Here is a 20,749-nt window from a genome sequence, read left to right as displayed (position 1 = left end):
CCTGCGCTCCATCGAAGCGACCCTGCAACGCACCGGCCTGGACCGCCTCGACATCGTCTACCTCCACGACCCCGACGACCACTGGCGCCAAGCGGCCGACGAGGCCATGCCCACCCTCGCCGCACTGCGCGACCAAGGCGTCATCGACGCCATCGGCGCCGGCATGAACCAGTCCGCCATGCTCGCCCGCTTCCTGCGCGAAACCCCCGCCGACGTCGTCATGCTCGCCGGCCGCTACACCCTCCTCGATCAGTCCGCACTCGACGACGTCCTGCCCGCCGCAGCAGAACACGACAAAAGCGTCGTCGCCGTCGGCGTCTTCAACTCCGGACTCCTCTCCCGCGACCGACCCACCGAAGGCATGAAATACGACTACAAGGACGCCCCACCACACCTCCTCACCCGAGCCCTGGCCATCGCCGACGTCTGCGCGGCACACGGCACCACCCTCCCCGCCGCCGCCATCGCCTTCCCCCACACCCACCCCAGTATCATCAACGTCACCCTCGGTATGCGGACTCGGGAACAGGTCGGACGAAACGTGGAACTCCATGATCAGCCCGTCCCGGACGGCCTCTGGGACGATCTTCGCGCTCAGGGGCTGATCAGGTCGGACGTGCTCGCGGGGCACCACGGCGGGCGGGACACGCGGTGTCTCTGACCGACAAGGCCATCGAACAGCTCCGTGAGCTGATCCTCACCGGCGCGCTGCCTCCGGGGTCGAAGCTTCCACCGGAACCGGACCTGGCCGCCCAGCTGGGCCTGTCCCGCAACCTCGCCCGCGAGGCCGTCAAGGCGTTGGCCGTCGCCCGGGTCCTGGAGGTCCGGCGGGGCGACGGCACGTATGTGACCAGCCTGCAGCCGAGCCTGCTGCTGGAGGGTCTCGGCGGCGCCGTGGAGCTGCTGCAGGGCGATTCGGTCGCTCTGCAGGACCTCATGGAGGTACGGCGGCTCCTCGAACCCCTCGCCACGGCCTTGGCCGCCGTCCGGATCTCCGACAGTCAACTCGGCGAAGTGAAGCGGCACTTGGACGCCATGCGCGAGGCCCGCGAGGACGTCGAACAGCTCAACGCCCACGACGCCGCGTTCCACCGGGCCGTCATCGCGGCCACGGGCAACGAGACCCTCCTCACCCTTCTCGAAGGCATCTCCGGCCGTACCCTGCGTGCCCGGATCTGGCGCGGTCTGGTCGACTCCCAGGCCGCGGCGCGCACCCTCGCCGAGCACGAGGCGATCTTCAACGCGCTGTCGACCCGTGACTCGGCCCTCAGCCAGGCCGCCGCGCTGCTGCACGTGAGCAACACCGAGCAGTGGCTGAAGGCGCACCTGCGCTCGGGCGCACCCCTGCCCTTCGGGACGCCGACCCACAGGTGAGGGCCGGCGTCCACGCGTCCCCCTGACCACACCGCCGTGCCGACGGGTACGGACAGGTCACCGCCGAGTCCCGTCCCGGAGGGACCGCGCCTCGACCTCAGGGCATTCGATGTCCTCCGGCCGGTTGAGCGGGGTGTGCCGTGGCAGGATGCTGGAGGCAGCGCCAGTGACGGTCGACGCCGCGCCGGGCTGGGGCGCGAGAGGAACGACGTCGAGATGGCTCCCATGGACCACGAATCCGATACGCCCACAGGAGCGAGGGCCCCGGGGGCTCCCGAGGACTTCGCCGTCGTGATCGACGCCCGCGGAGCCGTCATGGCCTGGAGCGCCGGAGCGGGGCGCCTCCTCGGATACGCGTCCGAGGAGATCGTCGGCCGGCCCGCCGCCTATCTGCTGGCCGCGACGCTGCCCGCCGCGATGCGCCGCCGCCTCGTCGCCGGCGACCCGTGGACGAGCGACCTATCCCTGCGCAAACGGGACGGAGACCGGGTCGACGTGCAGCTCCGGGGCACACCGCTGGCGGACGCGGACGGCGGGACTCCCTGGGTCGTCACCCCGGCGGCGGTCACGCACCACGCCACGCCGACCGATGAGGCGACGGCGGAGCTGTGGGACCTCACGCTCGCGCAGCTCCCGCTGCCCGTGGCGGTCTACGACCACGAGGCCCGGTTCGTGGCCTGCAACGAGGTGATGAGCCGCGCCATGGGGCTCACCCAGGAGGAGATGAGGGGCCTCACCCTGTGGGAGATCTATCCTGCCCCGCCCCTGGGCGAGATCGACCGCCTTCAGCGGCAGGTCGTGCGCACCGGTGAGATGATCTTCCGCGAGGAGCAGCCGTTCCGGGCCTCCGGCGAGGTACGCGACCACGCGTGGTCGGTCTATCTGTCCCCTTTGAAGGACCGGGCGGGCGAGGTGCTCGGGGTGTCCGCGGTGGTGATCGACATCACCGAGCAGTACTGGGCCCGGCGCCGGCTGGCGGTGCTGAACGACGCCGGCGCGCGCATCGGCAGCACCCTGGACGTGACCCGGACGGCCGAGGAACTGGCCGAGGTGGCGGTGACCGGGGGTTTCGCCGACTTCGTCACCGTGGACCTGCTCGAGTCCGTCGTCCAGGGACATGAGCCGCAGCCAATACCGCCCGACACGCCGGTGCAGTGCCGCCGTACCGCGCAACGGTCGGTCCTGTCGGGGTGCCCGGAATCCGTGGTCGGGACGGGCGACGTCCTCGTCTATCCCCCCGGCTCACCGCCGGCACAGGCGCTGATCACCGGCCACGGGGCCCACTACCGCGCAGGCGACCCGCGGCTCGTGGAATGGTCGACGTCCTCCCCGGCACGCGTCGAGAGCATAAGACGGTTCCGGATCCATTCGGTGATGATGGTGCCGCTGCGCGCCCGGGGCGTCACCTTGGGCCTGATGCACCTCCTGCGGCACCGAACGCCGGACGAATTCGGCCAGGACGATCTGGTGCTCGCCGAGGAGATCGCCGCCAGGGCGGCGGTGAGCATCGACAACGCCCGCCGCTACACCCGTGAACGCCGGACGGCGCTCACTCTGCAGCGCAGTCTGCTGCCCGAGCGGCTGCCTCGGGCGCAGGCGGTGGACCTCGCCTACCGGTACCTTCCCGCCGGTTCCGGGGAAGAGATCGGCGGAGACTGGTTCGACGTCATCGCGCTGTCCGGAGGACGGGTCGCGCTGGTGGTGGGCGACGTCGTGGGCCACGGTGTGCACGCCTCGGCGACGATGGGCCGGCTGCGCACCGCGGTGCGTACCCTTGCGGACGCCGACTTCGCGCCGGACGAGCTGCTCACCCGACTGGACGACCTGGTCATCCGCCTCGACCGGGAGGAGGGCCCTGATGCGCGCCGGCAGGCGGAGGAGGCCTCGGGAGAGGTCGGGGCCACCTGCCTGTACGCCGTCTACGACCCCGTGGCCGGCCTGTGCGACCTGGCACGGGCGGGCCATCCGCCGCCCGTCCTGGTGACGTCCGACGGCGCCGTGGAGGTCCTGGACCTGCCCGCCGGGCCGCCGCTGGGCCTGGGCGGGCTGCCCTTCGAGTCCGCCCGGATCGCCATGGGGGAGGGGAGCCTCCTCGCCCTCTACACCGACGGACTGATCGAGACCCCCGGCCGTGACATCGACGTCGGACTGGACCTGCTGACCGAAGCGCTGCGCCGGCCGGCCACCGGTCTGGAGGAGGTCTGCGACGAGGTGATGCGCAAGGTACGGGCCGACCCGCCCGGCGACGACATCGTCCTGCTGCTGGCTCGCGCATCCGGTCTCGGGGCGGAGCAGGTGCGCACCTGGCGGTTTCCCGTGGACCCGGCGGCCGTCTCCGGAGCCCGCCGGGCGGCGAGCGAACAACTGGCCGCCTGGGGACTGAGCGAGCTCGGGTTCTCCACCGAGCTGATCGTCAGCGAGCTGGTCACCAACGCCATCCGCTACGGCAACGCCCCCATCGAACTGCGGCTCATCCGCGCCGATGTGCTGATCTGCGAGGTGTCCGACGGCAGCAGCACCGCCCCGCACCTGCGACGGGCCCGTGTGTTCGACGAGGGCGGACGCGGGTTGCTGCTCGTCGCCCAGGTGGCCGAGCGCTGGGGCAGCCGCCACACCGCCACGGGCAAGACCATCTGGGCCGAACAACCCGTGCCGCGCTGAGCGTCCGGCGAGCGTGACGGCGGGGCGGGGTGGGGCGAGGGGCCGGGCGACCGCCACCGGCTCCCCGCCCCCCGGCCCTGCGGCTCACACGGCGACGATCTGCCAGTCCTGGTCGGGGCCGCCGGTGGAGGGCCACTGGATGATCCGGGCGCCGTCCGCGGCGGCGGCCTCCTTGACGTCGGCGCACGCCTGGCGCGGCCTACGCAGGAGTACCCCGCCGCTTCCGGCGCCGTCCGCATGCATGCGGACGGCCCCGCTCCGGTGGCCCCCCGCCTCCCGTGCTGGTCAGCTCGGAGCAGCAGCACCAGCAATCGACCGAGGAGAATTCCCCGCATGACGATCATCATCACGTTCGACTTCCCGGGCACTACCCAGGCCCAGTACGAGGAGCTCACCGACAAGATGACCGGCGGACGCGGTCTCACGAAGGCTTCCGACTGGCCCGTGCCCGGCCTGATCTCCCACGCCACCGGCCCCAGCCCCACCGGCTGGTTCGTGACGGACGTCTGGGAGTCCGAGGACGCGTTTCGGCAGTTCGGAGAGAAGCTCGCCCCGCTGCTGCGGGAAGCCGGCATCCCCGACACGGAACCGAAGATCTACCAGGCGTTCAAGGTGGTGACCGGCTAGGCGCCGTCCGGGCGATCGCCCGCGGCCCGACAGGCGCCCTGCCGCGCGAGACGTCACCTCCACCGGGCAGGCCGGCTGGCTCTGCCGCGGTGTCACGCCCTGGTGTTCCGCCGCCAGGCTCGCTCCGGCGCGGCGACCACCCCCTACGGCGAGGGATGTCGGGGCGTGCCTCGATCGCCGACCGTCGCGGCGGCCGACCGCGGGCGCTTGGCCGATTCGTCGGCACCCGACGCGAGCGCAGGGGTTGGTCGCCGCTGTCCGGGTACACGGCTGGTCGGCCCGACGTCGGAAGCCCGGGAAGGCCCTCCAGGGGCGACGCGACGGAACGGCCGACGTCGGTGCTCCACTCGCCGGACGCACGGGGCACGCCCCCTGCCGAACGCGAGAGGTGAGCGCAGAACGCTTTTTTTCGACCAGTTCGCCCCCATTGTTCCCCCACCGTTCAGAAGCAAGGAATGTGACGATGAGCGAGGCCAACCCTCTCCAGCGAGCAGCCCGGAAGGTCACGGACACCCTGCACGGCGACGACGGGACCCCCGAGGACGGCATCCCCGGAAAGCCGGGTTCCGAGTCGCCGTCCGTCGCGGAGCCGACGCAGCCCAGGGAGCCCCTGCCGCCGAAGGCGGACCAGAGCGGACCGGACACCGCATCGCCGACGGGTCAGCCGACCGGCGCGGACCAGGCCCGCATGGCACAGTCCGGGAGCTTCCTGACGAACGCGCAGGGGACGCGGCTGTACGACAGCGACCACTCGCTCAAGGCGGGGCCCCGCGGACCCGTACTGCTCCAGGACCACCACCTGCGCGAGAAGGTCATGCACTTCGACCACGAGCGCATCCCGGAGCGCGTGGTCCACGCCCGCGGCGCGGCGGCCCACGGCGTGTTCCGCAGCTACGGCAGCGCCGCCAACGTCACCAAAGCCGCGTTCCTCGCAGCGGACGAGGAAACCCCGGTGTTCGTGCGGTTCTCCACGGTGCTGGGATCACGAGGCTCCTCCGACACGGTGCGTGACACCCGGGGCTTCGCGACCAAGTTCTACACGAGCGAGGGCGTCTTCGACCTGGTCGGGAACAACATGCCGGTGTTCTTCATCCAGGACGCCATCAAGTTCCCCGACGTCATCCACGCAGGGAAACCGCACCCGGACCGGGAGATCCCGCAGGCGCAGAGCGCGCACGACACGTTCTGGGACTTCGTCACGCTGCACACGGAGGCCGCCCACCACACCCTGTGGAACATGTCGGACCGCGGCATCCCGCGCTCGTACCGGATGATGGAGGGCTTCGGGGTTCACACCTTCCGTCTGGTCGACGCCGCCGGGGCCACGACCCTGGTGAAATTCCACTGGAAGCCGAAGCTGGGCGTGCACTCCCTCGTCTGGGAGGAGGCGCAGCTCACCAACGGCGTCGACCCCGACTTCCACCGCCGCGACCTCGCCGACGCCATCGAGGCAGGCGCCCATCCCCAGTGGGAGCTGGGCATCCAGACCTTCCCCGACACTCCGGACCAGACCTTCGAGGGCATCGACCTGCTGGACCCGACGAACCTCGTCCCCGAGGAGCTCGCCCCCGTGCAGCCGGTCGGCCTGCTGACCCTGAACCGCAACCCGTCCAACTACTTCGCCGAGACCGAGCAGGTCGCCTTCCACGTGGGGCACCTCGTGCCCGGCATCGACATCACCGACGACCCGCTGCTCGCCGGGCGCCTGTTCTCCTACCTCGACACCCAGATCACCCGCCTGGGCGGCCCGAACTTCCCGCAACTGCCCATCAACCGCCCGCACGCGCCGGTCAACGACATGCTGCGGGACGGAATGCACCAGACGGCCGTGCACCGGGGAGTCGCCCCGTACCGGCCGAACTCCCTCGACGGCGGTTGTCCCTTCACGGCCGGCGCCGACACCGCGGCGTTCGTCGAGGCGCCGGTGCGCGTCCCGGAGGCGGCCAAGGTCAGGGAGGCGCCGGAGTCCTTCGCGGACCACTTCAGCCAACCCCGCCGGTTCTGGCTCAGCATGACGCCGGTCGAGCGCGAGCACATCATCGGCGCGTACACCTTCGAACTGAGCAAATGCTACGAGCAGGCCATCAAGGAGCGTGCCCTCCAGGTTCTCGCCAACATCGACGCGGAGCTGTGCGCTCAGGTCGCCTCGGGTCTGGGTCTGCCCGCCCCCGCACCCACTGTCCCGCCGGCCGACGTCGAGCCGAGTCCGGCGCTGTCCCAGCTCGGCCGCACCTGGCCCACCGACGGGCGCGTCGTCGGGATCGTCGCCGCCCGGAACGGCGACCTGGACGAGGTCCGCGCCGTACGGGAGTCGGTGCTCGACAGCGGCATGGTGCCCCTGATCGTCGCCCCCGTCGGGGGCACGCTCGGCGGGGACGACGCCGGAGTCACGGTCCAGCGGACGTACGCCACGGCGCGTTCCGTCGAGTTCGACGCCATCCTGCTCGCCGGAACACCCATGGTCGGCGAGGACGCCTTCGGCGCCCGTGACGCCAAGGCCGCCCCCGGCGCCCCGCGGGCGGGCCTGGATCCGCGCGTGGCGCTGCTGCTGTCCGAGGCGTTCCGACACGGCAAGGCCATCGGCGCCTGGGCACTGAGCGAAAACGTGCTGGAGGCGGCCGGCGTGCCCGCTCAGGCGCCCGGCGTCGTCCTGGGCGACTCCGGCCCCGCCGTTCTGGAGCAGGTCACCGAGCTGCTGGGCTCGCACCGAGTGTGGGAGCGGTTCACCGGAGTCTGATCACGGCACACACAGGTGACGAAAGCCGGGCGGGGGAGACCTCGCCCGGCTTTCGCCGTCCGGCATCCCTTTGAACCGCTCGGCCGGACGCTACGTACCAGTCACGGTGGGCGGCACCGCGAAAGCCCGGCGTTCCGCCGAAGTTACGCTCGGGCGCGCACCCACCGCAGGGCAGGTTGCATGGGCGGCGACCGTCGAGACGGTGGCAGTGTTCGGGACACACGGTGTCCGCAGAAAGGGTTGACGATTTCAGTGGATTCGATCCGTCCGGTGAGCAGCGCTCTGGCTTTGGCGTCCCCACCAGGACGGGACGAGGAATCGAGCGGAGCACCCGTCCGTCGGCAGGTGCTGGGTCTGGACGGCCTCCGCGGCTTGGCGGCACTGTACGTCGTGCTCTTCCACTGCTGGCTGTACACCTTTCCCGGCTATCCCCACAGTTCGGCGCCCGCCTGGCTGGACGTATTGATGTTCGGTCGCCTCGCCGTCGTCTTCTTTCTGGTGCTGTCGGGGTTCTCTCTGGCGATCTCCCCGGCCCGTCACGGCTGGCGGTCGGGCGGTGTCGCTCAGTTCCTGCGCCGACGCGCCTGGCGCATTCTGCCTCCGTACTGGGCGGCCCTGGCCATGAGCCTGGTCATTTCCCGGCTCCTGGTGCCGGCTTCACACTTCGGGCCGCCCACCGGGGCGTCGATCGTGGTGTTCGGCCTCGTGGCTCAGGACATGGTCCACGCCCCGACACCGAACGGCGCGTTCTGGTCGATCGGAGTGGAGGCCGAACTCTATGTCCTCTTCCCCCTGCTCCTGCTGGTCCGGCGCCGATTCAGCGCGACCGCTGTGGTCGCGTGCGTGACACTTCCGGTGATCGCTCTCGGCTTGATGGCCGCTCATGCGAACCCCGTGGAGGGCGACAACCGGCTCGCTCTCCATCTCGCCCCCGTTTTCGTCGCAGGCATGATAGGCGCGGCAATCGTCGTCGCATCGGACCGAGTTCGACGCCTGCCGTGGGCATGGTTCGCCGTCCTGGCCGCGGCACCGGTCCTGGCCCTCGGGTACCGACAGGGTTCTGTCTGGACGGTGCATCACTATTTCTGGATCGACCTCGCCGTCGCTCCGGCCATGACGATGCTGCTTGCCGCGGTCGCCACCGGCAGACCCGCGATCCTCGTACGGCTCCTGACCACGCGCCCCATCCGGAGCCTCGGCGACTTCTCCTACAGCCTCTACCTGATCCACTTGCCGATCGTCATGGTCGTGATCCGCCGAGTGGCCCCGCGTTTCGTCTCGCCCGGCATGCCCACCTTCTGCTTCACGCTCCTCCTGGCCCTGCCGGTGTCGGTGTTCGGGTCATGGCTGTTCTCCCGTGTCTTCGAGATGCCCTTCAAGCGCAACAGATCCTGGAAATCCATGATGGCAGCGGGTCGTTCCCGCCGACCCGTGAAGGGCGCGCGAGACGGACGACGGCTGCCCGAAGGGCAACCTGCCGAGAGCTGACGGTGCCGCAGTGGCCGCAGTCCGCAGGCGCGCACCTGGCCTCCAGGTCGACGGCCTGGAGGCGGAGACGGAACGGGCTTGCGCCCCGTCGGTCAGCCGCCCGGCCGGCAAGCGGGGCACGGACTTCGAGGAACCGATCACCCCGGCAACAGGGAAGCGCTCTACCGGCGGACCGCCGAGATCAGTCCGCCTGGCTGCTCCTCGCCCTGCGGTGCGGTGCTGAACGGACGGCCGTAGGCGGCGGCGCGCTCGCGCAAGGTGTGGCTGTGGGCTTCCCAGCCGTGCCCGGCCAGCCAGCCCACCGGGTCGTCGGGCATCTCCGATACCCACATGGACGCCGCCGACCCCGGTACGGCATCCGCGCCGAAGCGCTCGATCACGCCGCGCGAGCCCAACGTCAGCCCCATCCGACTGCCCGGCGCCGACTGCGCGCTGATCCGGGCCAGCAGCAACTCCACCGCGTCCTGGGGCAGATAGATCAGCAGTCCTTCGGCGATCCACACGGTCGGCACGGCTGGGTCGTGGCCCGCGGCGGCCAGCGCGCCCGGCCAGTCCTCACGCAGATCCACCGCGACGGTGATCCGCTCGCACCGAGCGACGGCCCGCTCCTGACGCAGCACCGAAGCCTTGAAGTCCAGTGGCGCGGCCGTGTCGACCTCGAACAGCCGGGTGCCCTCGGGCCAGTCCATCCGGAAGGCCCGGCTGTCCATGCCGGCGCCGAGCAGCACGACCTGCCGGATCCCGGACGCGGAGGCTTGCTGCAACAGGTCGTCGAGGAACTTCGTCCTGATGACGATGGAGAACGCCACGCCCAGCCGACGGCGTCGCGCGGCCTCGTCACCGGGCGGCGGCGAGGAGGGCCACAGGCCGCCGGCGGCGGCGAAGGCCTGTGCCAACGGGTCGCGGAACAGCGCGTTCTCCCGCTCACTCTCCAGTGCCCGCACCCGGGCCACCCCCACCGACGTGGCCCACACTCCCGACGGCCGCACCTGCTCCTGCTCATCAGTCACCACGCCAGCCTAGATGATCGATCCAACGAGCCTGATGAGCAGAGCCAGGTTCATGCACGGCCGGTCGTCGGACGCGAACCGGCTGCGCACGACCTCCGAGAGGTCGTGCGCACCTGCATCGATCTTCGCGGAGGCGGCTCGCCCGCGGGCCCGAACTCACTGCGAACCCGCGGCCACCAGCGTCGCGGTGATGGGTTCGAGCTCTGCGACCAGCGCGTCGAGCAGGTGGGCCTCCGTACCGCTGACGCGTGCGCCGACGAGAGCGGCGACATGCCCGTCCCCGCGGTGCTCGCGCAGCACGGTCGCGGAATGCCACAGCCGGGCGACAGGGTCGCTCGGCACCGGAAGCGTGCGCATTCCGGCGTACATCACCCGGCGGTGACCAGGCGGATCGGCTCCAGGAGCTCGAACATGCGGCGGGAGGTGTGCGTCATGGCCCACATCGTGCCGGTGGCCAAGCCCCGTGGATCTCCATCAGCTCGACTGGTTCTGATCGAACTGCGGATCGGCGGAGGGCTTCGGCCGGCCAGAGTCGTGCGACAGGTCCGAACCGGTCGGCGGGACGACGGGCGCCGAGACCAGAAGATCGACGACGGTCCGCCGGGTGATCGGCGACATCGTCAGCCGGTCGCGCTGCCCGCTACCCACTCGCTCCAGGGCATGTTCCAGTCACTGAGTCCGTTGCCCGGGGCCAACATGGTTTTGTCCTGGGAGTTCTTGACGATCACGACGTCACCGATCATCGAGTGGTCGAAGAACCACGCGGCGGGCTGCCTGGCGTCGCCGCCGCCCCTGACATCCCTCAGGCCTACGCAGCCGTGGCTGGTGTTGACCTTGCCGAAGACAGAGTCGGCACCCCAGTAGTTGCCGTGGATGAACGTGCCCGAGTCGGTCAGACGCATGGCGTGCGGCACGGCCTTGATGTCGTACGAGGGCTTGCCGTTCTTCTCCGTGAGGCCGACGCTCGCACCGTTCATGTGGGTGTGGCTGAATTTCTCGGAGATCACCATCCGACCGTTGTACGTCGGGTGCTCGGCGCTGCCCGACGAGATCGGGATCGTCCGGATCGTCTTGCCGTCCCGGACGACGGTCAGCTGCTTGGTCTTCGCGTCCACGGTGCTGATCTGGCTCCGGCCGATCGTGAACGTGACCGTCTTCTGGATGCCCTGGCTGGTGAGCGTGACGGTGACGGTGGAGCCGGGCTTCCAGTAGGTCTCAGGACGGAAGTCCAGGCGGTGGCGGTTGAACCAGTGACCGACGACCTGCTGGCCGCTGCTGGAACTGACCTGGATCTCCGACTGCACGGCGGCCTTGTCGCTGACCGCCTGGTCGAAGTCGACCGTCACCGGCATGCCCACGCCGACGGTCGAGCCGTCCTCGGGGGAGAGGTGCCCGATGAAGTCGTTGGCCGGGGACACGGTGGTGATCGTGGCGTCGGCTGTGGCGGAACGGCCCTTGGCGTCCGCGGCCTCCGCGGTGATCTGGTACTTGGTGGCACGTTCCAGCGGGCCGTTCGGCTTCCAGGAGGCGCCGTCCGCGGACAGAGTGCCCGGGATCTCGGCACCGGTCGCGACGGCGGTCATGGTCACCTTGGTGAGCTTGCCGTTACTGACGGTGGCACCGACCGGGTCGTTGATCCCGACGCCGTGGGAGCCCGGCCCGGGAGTGATCTCGATACGGGCGTCGGAGGCCTCCTGAGCGCTCGCCTGGTGCGCCCGCGCCCGCGACGACGAGTGGTTCCCGGCGTCGTTGCCGCCGGTGGCAGCATTGCTCGTGCCGCCGAGGGCCGTGACAGCGAGTGCGCCGCCGAGTACGCCGGCCGTAGCCACCAGCCCGGTACGTCGTTTACCCAGCCTCATCAACCGCTTCTCCCATGGCATCGGCTTCGAATCTTTGCGCTGATCGCCGAAAGAGGGCAATCAGTCTTGAGACCATAGGCAGGCCTCTGTCCATAAATCGACAATTTGTGGTGAAGGGCACGCATCGTCGAGTGCGGTGCCGCAGAAACCGGCCCGGCCACCTGGAGCACCTCTCCGGCGACTGTGGGTGGTCACCAGGTGGCGCCACCACGCCATGACTGCCCGGTCACCACCCGACGCGAGCGCGAGGCGGCCCTTGGGCGGTCGCGCCACAGGGCGGCGGCCGCCTGGGGCGGAGCCGCCTCGCGAGACCATGAAGGGCAGAGGACGGCGGTCGTCTGAGTGAGGGCGCAGAGCCGAGGTCGGCGGAGATCTCCGACCGGTCTCGCGGATGTAGCATCGGCCGATGCCCGTCGATGCAGCGTCCGTTCGGTCAACCTTCTTCGGAACGTCCTCGATACACGTCACCGACGGAGTGACCGGGATCCTCGTCGACGGCTTCTTCACCAGGCCGTCCCTGCTGCGCATCGCTCTCGGGCGGCCCATCGCACCCGACCCCGGACGCATCTCCGACGCCTTGTCCCGAGGTGGTGTCGAGCATCTCGACGCACTGTTCGTGGCCCATTCCCACCACGACCACGTCATGGACTCTCCCGAGGTCGTCAAGCGCGTCGGCGGCGTCCTGCACGGATCGGAATCGACGGTGAACGTCGGTCGGGGAACCGGTCTGGGCGACGAGTCGATGAGGCGTATCAGCGACGGTGACACGTACGTCTTCGGGAACTTCACGGTGCGGGTCCTGGAAGGGGTGCACAGTCCGGGCGACAGATATCCCGGCAGGATCGACGAGCCGCTCGTACCGCCCGTGAAGGCAAGTGCGTACCGCACCGGCGGCTGCTATTCGTTCCTCTTCGAGCACCCGACCGGCACGATGCTGGTCCACCCGAGTGCCAACTTCGTCCCGGACAAGTTCGACGGCCTGGATGTCGATCTGCTCTACCTCGGCGTCGGTGCCCTGGGGGCACAGTCCGCGCGGTTCCAGAACGACTACTGGCGCCACACCGTCGAGGCCATCCGCCCCGGTCTCATCATCCCCGTGCACTGGGATCACTTCGGACGGTCGCTCGACAAGAAGCCGCGTCCCATGCCACGGGTCCTGGACGACTTCGCCAAGACCAGGGAACTGCTCGACCGCAAAAGCGCCGAGTCCGGCATCCCTGTGCGTTTCCAGAGGCCCTACGAGACGATCACCCCGTTCAGCTGACCGGCGTCGGCGCGAACTCGGCCCCGTGGCCCGACCGCCGCGCCGTGCCGTCGGCGATCAGACATGAGCGGCCCCGCCGCAGGGGCAGTCCCGTCAGGGCTTTCCCGGCTTGCGGGCCAGCAGGCAGGCGTGCGGTCTGTTCGCCCGTCCGCCGGGCTCCTGCTCCAGCCTCGCGGTGACGACGAGTCCGGCCCGCTCCAGCAGGCCGACCAGGCGGTCCAGCGGCAGGAGATACGACTCGTAGGACACCGGATGGCCGTAGCCCCGGGTCGGCTGCAGCCGTTCGTCGCCGACATAGTCTCCCCAGAGCAGGCAGCCGCCGGGTGCGAGCGTGCGATGGAACTCGGCGAACACCGCCGGGAGCCACCGCGGGGGTGTGTGATGGGTGGAATACCAGGCCAGGATGCCGCCGAGTTCGGCGTCCCTCGTCTCCAGCGCGGTCATCGAGCCCACGGTGAACCGCAGGTTCGGATAGGCGTGCCGGGCCAGCGCGATCATCTTCGGTGACAGATCGACGCCGAAGGCGGGCACTCCCAGTCCGGCCAGGTGCGCCGTCACGCGTCCGGGGCCGCATCCCAGGTCCGCGACCGGGCCCGGGCCGGACGTCCGCACGAGTTCGGCGAACGCCGCCAGCATCGCGCGTGACAGGGGGTCCATTGCGGCGGGAGGCGGGATGCGTTCGACGTAGTCGGTGGCGACCGTGTCGTACGACTCGCGGACGGCCGTCAGATAGGAGGGCTCGGTCATGCGGGCGACCCTAGACCAGAGAACTGACAGGCCGGGTGACGACGTTGAGTCGATCCGCGCGACATCCACCGTCGTGGGCACCGGCCGTCACCACTCCGGTGATCGTTTCCGGGCTGAGCGCCGGCCCATGGACCCGAACGCGAGCGCGGTGAACGTCAAGCGGGGGGCGAAGTACCTCCCGGTGCCGGAGTGATAGCGCGCGCGGTCAGCGCTGGGCAACCGGCATGACCTCATGAGCATGGCCATGAGATTCCCCGGGAGACCGGAGGACCGGTGTGCATGTCGCATGTGCATGTCGAACCGGTCCTCCCGTCCCTCGGCGCGGCCGCCCGCTGGACGAGCCGTGATGTCTTCGCCGGGTCACCCCTTCCGGCGGCAGGCCAGCCACACGACTGCGGCCGCTGCGGCGGTCGCCAGCAGCAGTTTGCGGTTGTCCAGCGCCAGCTGTGCACCTTGAGCCGTCTTCTGGCGGACGGGCTCGGGCGCCTTCTTCTCCCACATCTGTCCGGCCTGGGCCGCCCTCGCGCGGGCCTGTCCTGCGACCTGGGCGGCCGTGTCCTTGACCGGGTCGGGCAGCCTGTCCTGTGCCTGGTGCGCCAGTTCCGCGGCCTTCGTCCTCAGCTCGCCGGCCCTGGCCGTGGCCTGGTCCTTTAGCTCATCGGCCTTCGCCGCGGCCTGCTCCTTGATCTCGGCGGCCTTCTCCTGGGCGCGTGCCTTGACGTCGGTCTTGGCCGCGAGCGCCTCGACCGTCCGACCGAGCTCTTCGCGGGTCTGTTCGACCTGCTCACGCAGCTCGTCGGGGCTGGAAGCGGTGGGCTCGTCGTGAGGCGGCTGGGTCATCGCTGGGCACTCTCCTTGATCTCGGCCACGTCGGCCTTGACGTTCTCGATCGTCTGCTCGGGCGCGGGTGGCGCGGCTTGCTCCACCTGCTTCCTTCCACTCATGGCCATCACCGCGGCGATCACACCCAGCACCGCGGTGACGATCAGCGCCGCCGCCCACACCGGCAGGGGCACCGCCAGGGCCGCGATCGCTGTGATGACCAGCGCCTGCAGCATCAGGAAGCCGACGACGCCGGCGCCGCCGAACAGGCCGCCGCCCTTGCCGTAGCGCTTGCCCTTCTCCTTCATCTCGGCCTGAGCCAACCTCAGTTCGCTTCGCACCAGCTCGGTCAGCTGCTGCGAGGCCCGCTGCACCAGTTCGCCCACCGGCTCCTGGTGCGACTGTGTGCTCGACACCGCGGACCCTCCTGTCCCTGTGTAGTCACCGCAGGCCGCGCTGCGTACGCACCCGGCCGTCCGACGAGCGGGCGAGTACCCCGAACGGAAGAAGTAGGCAGCACAGAGGTCGTCGGATCGGCCCGCCTTCGTCGCCATCGCTGGTGGGCATCAGGACGGTGTCGTCGCCCCGTCTGATGTGGGGTGTGGCCTTGCCACCGTCAGGTTCTCTCTACCGCTCTGGATGGACGACGGGGGGAGATACCGCACAGGTTTACCAGGGACATCAATCGTCGGCTGTACGCGTGTTCGAAAGCATTCTGTGAGGCTCTCCCCCATCAACAGCGAACACGCGTTGAACCACCTCCGACTCCTCCTGCTTGTGTGGGACGACTGAAGGGCGATTCCATGAGACTCATCAAACGCTTCGCGCCGGCGGCAGTGGCTGCCGCGGCTCTCGTGATGGCCGGCCCGGTGGCGTCCGAGGCCGCCGCGGCCACGACCGTCGCTACCGCCGCCAACCCTTGCGCCACCCACGGCATCAGCCTTCGGCAGGGGTCGTTCGACTACATCGAGTGCCACTACGGCTGGGGCGTCCGTGTCACCGGCAAGCTGCACAACAACGGCTACCCCGGCTGCGTGAAGGTCGAAGTCAACTTCGACAACGGCGCCTACCGCTACAAGACGAAGTGCGCCTCCGGGCTTCCCGGCAGTTCCGGCAGCGTGGACATCAACTGGAGCGAGGGTGGGACCCGCGACGCATACGTGTACCTGAGCTACTCCTGACCGATCGCTACTTCGACCCGGGGTCCGGAGTGATCTCGGCGTCATCAGCCTCCGGGGGCGGGACGGCGTCCCGAACGCGTTGCCGTGCACCAGCGCGTTCGGCTCGCTTCCGTTGCCGGAATCCGGGTAGAGCCGGCACCGCCGTACCGGCCCGGTTGCGTACAACTTCCGTATGGCAACGTTCGGTTGATGCCTGAGCCCGCCGAGCGGGTCTACTCTGCCCGCGTGCTGCGGAACAGAGGGCTGGTGGACGTGGGCTTGGCGCTGTCTTTCACAGCGGCGAGCATGCTGCTCGGGCGCGAGCGGGTCCTGCCGCCCGGCTGGGAACCGCTCGACTCCACCGGCTACGCGCTGACCGCACTGGTCAACCTGCCCGTCGCCGCCCGCCGCCGGGCCCCCGTCGCCGTCTGCCTGGTCGTATGCACGGCGTGGACCGTTTACGTGTCCGCCGGCTACTGGCCGGTGGTGAACTGCCTCGCGCCGATGCTGGCGCTCTACACCGTGGCCGCCGCGCGCTCACTGCGCACGGCGGTGGGTTGCGCCGCCCTGACAGGAGGGGTGTGGATTTATGCGGGGCTGAGCGCCCAGGCGAGTTCCATGTCCACGGTGACCGTGCAGGCGGTGGTGTTCCCTCTGGTCATGTGCCGGTTCGGTCACGCGGCCCAGGTGTCCGCCGACCGGGGTGACCAACTGGCCCTGCTGACCGACCAACTCCGCCGCGAGCAGGCGGAACGTGCACGGCGAGCGGTCGCCGAGGAGCAGGGCCGCATTGCGCGAGAGCTGCATGACGTGGTGGCCCACCACATGTCGGTGATCTCCGTGCAGGCCGGGATGGCCGGATATGTTTTCCGCTCCGACCCCGGCGCCGCACAGGACGCGTTGCGCACGATCAGCGACACCAGCCGGGAGGGGCTGGAGGAGCTGCGCCGCATGCTGGCCGTCCTGCGCACTGACGACAACGGCGACGGCCGGAGTCTGGCTTCGTACGACTCCGTGCCCGGCCTCGGTCGGCTCGACGAGATGGCCGGACGCATCCGGGCCGCTGGTGTGCCGGTGGAGCTGACCGTCACCGGGCGGCCACGCCCGCTTGCACCGGGCGTGGAGTTGTGCGCGTACCGAGTGGTTCAGGAGGCCCTGACCAACGTACTCAAGCACGCGCGTACGGCGCGGGCGGTCGTCGTGGTCGCCTACGGAACGCGGCAGCTGTCGGTGACCGTCACGGACGACGGCGGCGCGAAACAGCCTACGGATCCGGACAGAATTGTCCCGGGCGCGGGACACGGCTTGATCGGCATGCGTGAGCGCGCAAGGCTGTACGGCGGGGCGGTGGACATCGGCCCCCGGCCCGAGGGGGGCTTCGGCGTCCGGCTGACGCTGCCCACCTCGGCGTCGGCCGCGCCTCAGGGGGACGAGACACGCACATGACGAGGGTGCTTGTCGTCGACGACCAGTTCCTGATCCGGGCCGGACTCGTGGGGTTGTTGCGCGCGGCGCCCGGCGTCGAAGTCGTCGGTGAGGCCGCCGACGGCGCGGAGGCCGTCGAGCTGGCGGCGCAGACGAGCCCTGACGTCGTCCTCATGGACATCCGCATGCCGGACATGAGCGGCATCACCGCCACCGAACGGATCCTGGCCGGGGCGGACGGCGCGGGGCCGCCGCCCAGGATCCTGGTCCTGACCACTTTCGACCTCGATGAATACGTGTACGCCGCCCTGCGCGCGGGAGCGTCCGGCTTCTTGCTGAAGGACGCCGGCCCCGAGCGGCTGCTCGCCGCCGTGGCAGCGGTCGCGGGCGGCGACACACTCTTCGCGCCGAGCGTGACCAGGAGGCTGATCGCGGCTCTCGCCCCCCGTGACCGGGCCGTGGAGCCGCCGGCCGATCTGGCGGTCCTCACGGCACGCGAGATGGAGGTGCTCCGGCTGATCGCGCAGGGGTTGTCGAACACGGACATCGCCGACCGTCTGTACATCAGCGAGGCGACCGTCAAGACGCATCTGAACCGCACCATGTCCAAGCTCGACCTCGGCAGCCGCGCGCAGGCGGTGGTGCTGGCCTACGAGACCGGGTTGGTGAGACCGGGACCGGCAGGTCTCCCCGGCTGACGGGCCACGTGCCGGTGAGCGCCGAGGAACGGACGCGGGCGGCGGCGTCCCTGCGCGCAGGTGACCCGATCTCTGGACGGCGGCAGGCGTGCTCAGCCGACCACGCGGTATCGCAGGTGCGTGACCCCCGGGGCGTCGACGACGGAGACGAGTTCGAGGGGGCGGGGCGAGCCCAGCGCGCCGAAGAGCGGCCGGCCGCCGCCGAGCAGTACGGGTACCTGATGGATCGCAAGCTCGTCCAGCACTCCTGCCCGCAGCGCCAGCTGCGCCGTCGTCGCCCCGTGGACCAGCACGTTGCGCTCACCGGCGGCCTTCTTGGCCCGCGCCATGGCCGCCTCGATGCCGTCGGTGGCGTAGTGGACGTGGGGGCCCCGGACAGCATCGTCGTCAGGCTCGGAGCGGGTGAACACCTCGATGGGGACTCCCTCGTGATGGTCGCCGCCCCAGCCCCCGGCCGCGTCGAACGTACGCCGTCCCGTCAGCACCGCGCCGGTGGCCAACATCTCGTGGACCACCGGAAGGCTCGCCGCGGCGGTTCGGACGACCGGCACGCCGACCCCGCCGCGGACCTCGTGATCGCCGTCGAACAGCCACGCGTGCAGCGGCTCGCCGCCGGTTCCGAGGCCGTTGCCGGGGCGGTCGTCGGGACCGGCGATGAAGCCGTCGAGGGACATGGACATGTAGAGCACGGAACGGGACACGATCGGGCCCTCCTGTCGTGACGGGGTGTGGACGGGCCGAGTGACTCTTCGGGCTGCTTCATCTCGACTCGTTGCTTGTGATGACCGACCGCTCGCGGACCCGGAACTCATCGCCCCGTCCCGGACCGGGGGGATACGGAACGGTTCGAACGGTCACCGGCCGGGCGGACACTCCAGCGTCAGCGGCCGTGACCGCTCGGCGCCGTGTTCCTCGAGCGCCCCGCCGCGCCCGCATTCCCGACCCGGTCAGCCGTCGCCCAGCGCCGCCGCCTGCCCTTGGAGAGCCCGTATCAGTGTGCTGACCTGGGGGTGGTTGCGGCGGCGGATCGTGGCAACGCCGATGTGACGCGTCGGGGTCGGCGGAGCGACCGGGACCGTGCGCAGGCCGGCCATCCGCGGGGTCTGCGCGATGGAGGGGATCAGCGAGATCCCCAGGCCCGCAGCGACGAGCGATCGGGCGAAGAAGTAGTCGGTCGTCGTGCCGCGCACCTCCGGGTCGAATCCGGCGCGTTCGGCGTAGCGGCGCAGATAGGTCTCGCTCTTCAGGCAGCCGAGCACCCAGGGCTCGGCGGCCAGTTCGGCGATGTCGAGCGCTTCGCGGCCGGCCAGGGGATGCGCATCGGGCAGGACGACGTGCAGGGGGTCGTCCATGAGTGCCGTCCACGCCAGACTGGACCTTCGGCCCGGCTGACCGGGCAGCGGGCCGTCGAAGCGGTAGGCGAGCGCGAGGTCCACCGAGCCCTGGCGGACCAGCGGCAGAGCGTCTTCCGGCTCGGCCTCCCTGACGTGGACCACGGTGTCGGGATGGGCCGCCGTGAGGTGGGCGAGTGCGCCGGGCAGGAGAAGGCGGCCGCCGCTGGTGAAGGTGGCGATGGTGAGCTGGGTGCGACCGCTGCCCAGCCGGTCGACCTGCTGCTTGGCGTGCTCGAGCTCCGCGGCGACCGACTCGGCGGCCCCGACCATGATCCGGCCGGCCGCGGTGAGGGTGACGCCCCGGGTGCTGCGGGCCACGACCTGGGCGCCGAGGCTGCGCTCCAGGGCAGCGACGTGCTGGGACACGGCCGAGGGGGTGAGGCGGAGGGCGGCCGCCGCCTGGTTGAAGCTGCCGTGTTCCGCCACGGACCGCAGGACACGCAGCCGCTGCACGTCGATCAACAGTTTTCCTTAAGACGTATCCAGTAAGCAGGCACTTCTACTGATGACCGTAGGCGCTCAGGATGGGCGCATGCAAAGGATCTGCGTGATCGGCGGAAGCCGGTACTTCGGCAAGCACCTGGTGAAGCGCCTGCGGACCGCCGGCCATCAGGTCACGGTGATCAACCGCGGCTCGACCCCGCCACCGGCCGGTGTCGAACAGCTCGTCGTCGACCGCGACGACGAGGCCGCCCTGGTCGCCGCGCTCGGCACCCGCACCTTCGACGTGGTCGTCGACCAGGTCTGCTACACCCCCGTGCAGGCCGCCATCGCCGCACGGGCCTTCAACGGCCGCACCCGGCGCTACGTCATGACCTCCACCATCGAGGTCTACGATCCGGCAACCGCCGGATTGCCTGCCCTCCCGCACGGCGCTCCGGTGCCGGAGGAGATCGTGGATCCCGCCACGTGGCTGGTGCGCATCGACCTGCCCTGGCACGACGCGGCGTACCTGGAGGCCCACTACGCCGAGGGCAAGCGCCAGGCAGAAGCCGTCCTCGCCCGGCATCACGGCTTCGACTTCGCCTGCGTGCGCAGCGCCCACGTGCTCGGTGGCGGTGCCCGGGACTTCACCGGCCGACTCGCGCACTACATCGCGCACATCACCCGGGGGACCGAGATCCTGGTGCACGCCGAGGCGCTGCCCACGGTCTTCATCCACTACGAGGAGCTGGCGGACCTGCTGCTGTGGGCGGCCACGGGCACCGACGCCACCGGCCCGGTCAACGCCTGCTCCGACGGCCCGCTCGACGTTCGCGAGCTCGGTGCCGTGATCGCGGCGCAGACCGGCCGGAAGGCCGTGTACCGGAGCGTCGCCGCGGGCGAGACGGCCTCGCCGTTCTCCTTCGACCGTCATTACGCCATGAGCAACGCCCGCGCGAAGGCCCTCGGCTTCTGCTTCTCCCACACCGGCGACTGGCTTCCCCGTGCCGTCGCCGAAGCCCTCGACGCATCCGACACCCACGCCAGAGGAACACACTGA

General features: G+C 70.4%; 21 protein-coding genes. 11 read left to right on the top strand and 10 right to left on the bottom strand.

All coding sequences use genetic code 11. The features are described from left to right. From BG482_RS30770 to BG482_RS30760, 3 genes are all read left to right on the top strand, one after another. Window positions 1-661 (top strand): aldo/keto reductase (locus BG482_RS30770; protein WP_141746676.1); only part of this gene is annotated, 661 nt, incomplete at its 5' end. Continuing rightward, the gene (locus BG482_RS30765) at window positions 652-1,374 is read left to right on the top strand and encodes a FadR/GntR family transcriptional regulator (protein ID WP_069772451.1); all 723 of its coding nucleotides are present in this window, start codon (window positions 652-654) and stop codon (window positions 1,372-1,374) included. The genes BG482_RS30770 and BG482_RS30765, both read left to right, overlap by 10 nt. 225 nt (window positions 1,375-1,599) lie before the next feature. Next, window positions 1,600-4,035: a SpoIIE family protein phosphatase gene (locus BG482_RS30760; protein WP_069772450.1), complete on the top strand. Its 2,436-nt coding sequence runs from the start codon at window positions 1,600-1,602 to the stop codon at window positions 4,033-4,035. A gap of 84 nt (window positions 4,036-4,119) precedes the next feature. Here the strand turns inward: BG482_RS30760 and BG482_RS43525 are convergent, their stop codons facing one another. Continuing rightward, window positions 4,120-4,278: an RICIN domain-containing protein gene (locus BG482_RS43525; RefSeq protein WP_141746675.1), complete on the bottom strand. Its 159-nt coding sequence runs from the start codon at window positions 4,276-4,278 to the stop codon at window positions 4,120-4,122. Window positions 4,279-4,368: 90 nt separating this feature from the next. On the opposite strand from BG482_RS43525, the gene BG482_RS30755 reads away from it, so the two are divergent. The 3 genes from BG482_RS30755 (at window position 4,369) to BG482_RS30745 (ending at window position 8,887) form a co-directional block, all read left to right on the top strand. Further along, window positions 4,369-4,662 (top strand): hypothetical protein, encoded by a 294-nt coding sequence (locus BG482_RS30755; RefSeq protein WP_069772449.1) that lies wholly within the window; start codon window positions 4,369-4,371, stop codon window positions 4,660-4,662. 463 nt (window positions 4,663-5,125) lie between these two features. Beyond that, on the top strand, window positions 5,126-7,399 hold the full coding sequence (locus BG482_RS30750) for a catalase (protein ID WP_069772448.1): 2,274 nt from the start codon (window positions 5,126-5,128) through the stop codon (window positions 7,397-7,399). 270 nt (window positions 7,400-7,669) lie between these two features. Beyond that, window positions 7,670-8,887, top strand: a complete 1,218-nt coding sequence (locus tag BG482_RS30745; RefSeq protein ID WP_256096531.1) for an acyltransferase — start codon at window positions 7,670-7,672, stop codon at window positions 8,885-8,887. Window positions 8,888-9,048: 161 nt separating this feature from the next. On the opposite strand, the gene BG482_RS30740 is transcribed toward BG482_RS30745, so the two are convergent. The 4 genes from BG482_RS30740 to BG482_RS30730 form a co-directional block, all read right to left on the bottom strand. Continuing rightward, on the bottom strand, window positions 9,049-9,861 hold the full coding sequence (locus BG482_RS30740; RefSeq protein ID WP_069772447.1) for a class I SAM-dependent methyltransferase: 813 nt from the start codon (window positions 9,859-9,861) through the stop codon (window positions 9,049-9,051). Between the two features lie 192 nt (window positions 9,862-10,053). Further along, window positions 10,054-10,254, bottom strand: a complete 201-nt coding sequence (locus BG482_RS43520) for a hypothetical protein (RefSeq protein WP_370745920.1) — start codon at window positions 10,252-10,254, stop codon at window positions 10,054-10,056. Window positions 10,255-10,371: 117 nt separating this feature from the next. After that, window positions 10,372-10,515 carry a hypothetical protein gene (locus BG482_RS44210; RefSeq protein ID WP_176741509.1) on the bottom strand — a complete coding sequence of 48 codons (144 nt, stop codon included), beginning with the start codon at window positions 10,513-10,515 and terminating at the stop codon, window positions 10,372-10,374. A gap of 2 nt (window positions 10,516-10,517) precedes the next feature. After that, a complete protein-coding gene (locus BG482_RS30730; RefSeq protein WP_176741508.1) occupies window positions 10,518-11,756 on the bottom strand; it encodes an Ig-like domain-containing protein in 1,239 nt (412 codons plus the stop codon). Window positions 11,757-12,162: 406 nt separating this feature from the next. On the opposite strand from BG482_RS30730, the gene BG482_RS30725 reads away from it, so the two are divergent. Next, the gene (locus tag BG482_RS30725) at window positions 12,163-13,020 is read left to right on the top strand and encodes an MBL fold metallo-hydrolase (protein WP_069772444.1); all 858 of its coding nucleotides are present in this window, start codon (window positions 12,163-12,165) and stop codon (window positions 13,018-13,020) included. Between the two features lie 93 nt (window positions 13,021-13,113). Here the strand turns inward: BG482_RS30725 and BG482_RS30720 are convergent, their stop codons facing one another. From BG482_RS30720 to BG482_RS30705, 3 genes are all read right to left on the bottom strand, one after another. Beyond that, entirely contained in the window at window positions 13,114-13,767 is a 654-nt protein-coding gene (locus BG482_RS30720) for a class I SAM-dependent methyltransferase (protein WP_069772443.1), read from the bottom strand. Window positions 13,768-14,127: 360 nt separating this feature from the next. Continuing rightward, window positions 14,128-14,607 carry a DUF3618 domain-containing protein gene (locus tag BG482_RS30710; protein WP_069772441.1) on the bottom strand — a complete coding sequence of 160 codons (480 nt, stop codon included), beginning with the start codon at window positions 14,605-14,607 and terminating at the stop codon, window positions 14,128-14,130. Continuing rightward, window positions 14,604-14,975, bottom strand: a complete 372-nt coding sequence (locus BG482_RS30705) for a phage holin family protein (protein WP_069772460.1) — start codon at window positions 14,973-14,975, stop codon at window positions 14,604-14,606. Before BG482_RS30705 ends, BG482_RS30710 begins: the two co-directional genes overlap by 4 nt. Window positions 14,976-15,392: 417 nt before the next feature. Here BG482_RS30705 and BG482_RS30700 point away from each other — a divergent pair, with 417 nt between their 5' ends. The 3 genes from BG482_RS30700 (at window position 15,393) to BG482_RS30690 (ending at window position 17,872) form a co-directional block, all read left to right on the top strand. Next, window positions 15,393-15,770, top strand: a complete 378-nt coding sequence (locus BG482_RS30700) for a hypothetical protein (protein ID WP_069772440.1) — start codon at window positions 15,393-15,395, stop codon at window positions 15,768-15,770. 189 nt (window positions 15,771-15,959) lie between these two features. After that, complete coding sequence (locus BG482_RS30695; protein ID WP_176741507.1) at window positions 15,960-17,195, top strand: sensor histidine kinase; 1,236 nt, start codon at window positions 15,960-15,962, stop codon at window positions 17,193-17,195. Further along, on the top strand, window positions 17,192-17,872 hold the full coding sequence (locus BG482_RS30690; RefSeq protein WP_069772439.1) for a response regulator transcription factor: 681 nt from the start codon (window positions 17,192-17,194) through the stop codon (window positions 17,870-17,872). Before BG482_RS30695 ends, BG482_RS30690 begins: the two co-directional genes overlap by 4 nt. A 92-nt stretch (window positions 17,873-17,964) precedes the next feature. Here BG482_RS30690 and BG482_RS30685 read toward each other — a convergent pair whose 3' ends face one another. Continuing rightward, on the bottom strand, window positions 17,965-18,573 hold the full coding sequence (locus BG482_RS30685; RefSeq protein ID WP_069772438.1) for a dihydrofolate reductase family protein: 609 nt from the start codon (window positions 18,571-18,573) through the stop codon (window positions 17,965-17,967). A 246-nt stretch (window positions 18,574-18,819) separates the two neighbouring features. After that, window positions 18,820-19,728 carry a LysR family transcriptional regulator gene (locus BG482_RS30680; RefSeq protein ID WP_069772437.1) on the bottom strand — a complete coding sequence of 303 codons (909 nt, stop codon included), beginning with the start codon at window positions 19,726-19,728 and terminating at the stop codon, window positions 18,820-18,822. 70 nt (window positions 19,729-19,798) lie between these two features. On the opposite strand from BG482_RS30680, the gene BG482_RS30675 reads away from it, so the two are divergent. Continuing rightward, on the top strand, window positions 19,799-20,749 hold the full coding sequence (locus BG482_RS30675) for an NAD-dependent epimerase/dehydratase family protein (RefSeq protein WP_069772436.1): 951 nt from the start codon (window positions 19,799-19,801) through the stop codon (window positions 20,747-20,749).

The organism is Streptomyces sp. LUP30 (assembly GCF_001746365.1).
Taxonomy (GTDB): Bacteria; Actinomycetota; Actinomycetes; order Streptomycetales; family Streptomycetaceae; genus Streptomyces.
This window is presented reverse-complemented; position numbering and strand designations above follow the sequence as displayed.

Bases quoted from the DNA above. Each gene is read 5' to 3' on its own strand.
- BG482_RS30760 (WP_069772450.1), top strand. From the start codon at position 1,600: ATGGACCACGAATCCGATACGCCCACAGGAGCGAGGGCCCCGGGGGCT.
- BG482_RS43525 (WP_141746675.1), bottom strand. From the start codon at position 4,278: ATGCATGCGGACGGCGCCGGAAGCGGCGGGGTACTCCTGCGTAGGCCG.
- BG482_RS30755 (WP_069772449.1), top strand. From the start codon at position 4,369: ATGACGATCATCATCACGTTCGACTTCCCGGGCACTACCCAGGCCCAG.
- BG482_RS30750 (WP_069772448.1), top strand. From the start codon at position 5,126: ATGAGCGAGGCCAACCCTCTCCAGCGAGCAGCCCGGAAGGTCACGGAC.
- BG482_RS43520 (WP_370745920.1), bottom strand. From the start codon at position 10,254: ATGCGCACGCTTCCGGTGCCGAGCGACCCTGTCGCCCGGCTGTGGCAT.
- BG482_RS44210 (WP_176741509.1), bottom strand. From the start codon at position 10,515: ATGTCGCCGATCACCCGGCGGACCGTCGTCGATCTTCTGGTCTCGGCG.
- BG482_RS30730 (WP_176741508.1), bottom strand. From the start codon at position 11,756: ATGAGGCTGGGTAAACGACGTACCGGGCTGGTGGCTACGGCCGGCGTA.
- BG482_RS30725 (WP_069772444.1), top strand. From the start codon at position 12,163: ATGCCCGTCGATGCAGCGTCCGTTCGGTCAACCTTCTTCGGAACGTCC.
- BG482_RS30720 (WP_069772443.1), bottom strand. From the start codon at position 13,767: ATGACCGAGCCCTCCTATCTGACGGCCGTCCGCGAGTCGTACGACACG.
- BG482_RS30710 (WP_069772441.1), bottom strand. From the start codon at position 14,607: ATGACCCAGCCGCCTCACGACGAGCCCACCGCTTCCAGCCCCGACGAG.
- BG482_RS30700 (WP_069772440.1), top strand. From the start codon at position 15,393: ATGAGACTCATCAAACGCTTCGCGCCGGCGGCAGTGGCTGCCGCGGCT.
- BG482_RS30695 (WP_176741507.1), top strand. From the start codon at position 15,960: ATGCCTGAGCCCGCCGAGCGGGTCTACTCTGCCCGCGTGCTGCGGAAC.
- BG482_RS30690 (WP_069772439.1), top strand. From the start codon at position 17,192: ATGACGAGGGTGCTTGTCGTCGACGACCAGTTCCTGATCCGGGCCGGA.
- BG482_RS30675 (WP_069772436.1), top strand. From the start codon at position 19,799: ATGCAAAGGATCTGCGTGATCGGCGGAAGCCGGTACTTCGGCAAGCAC.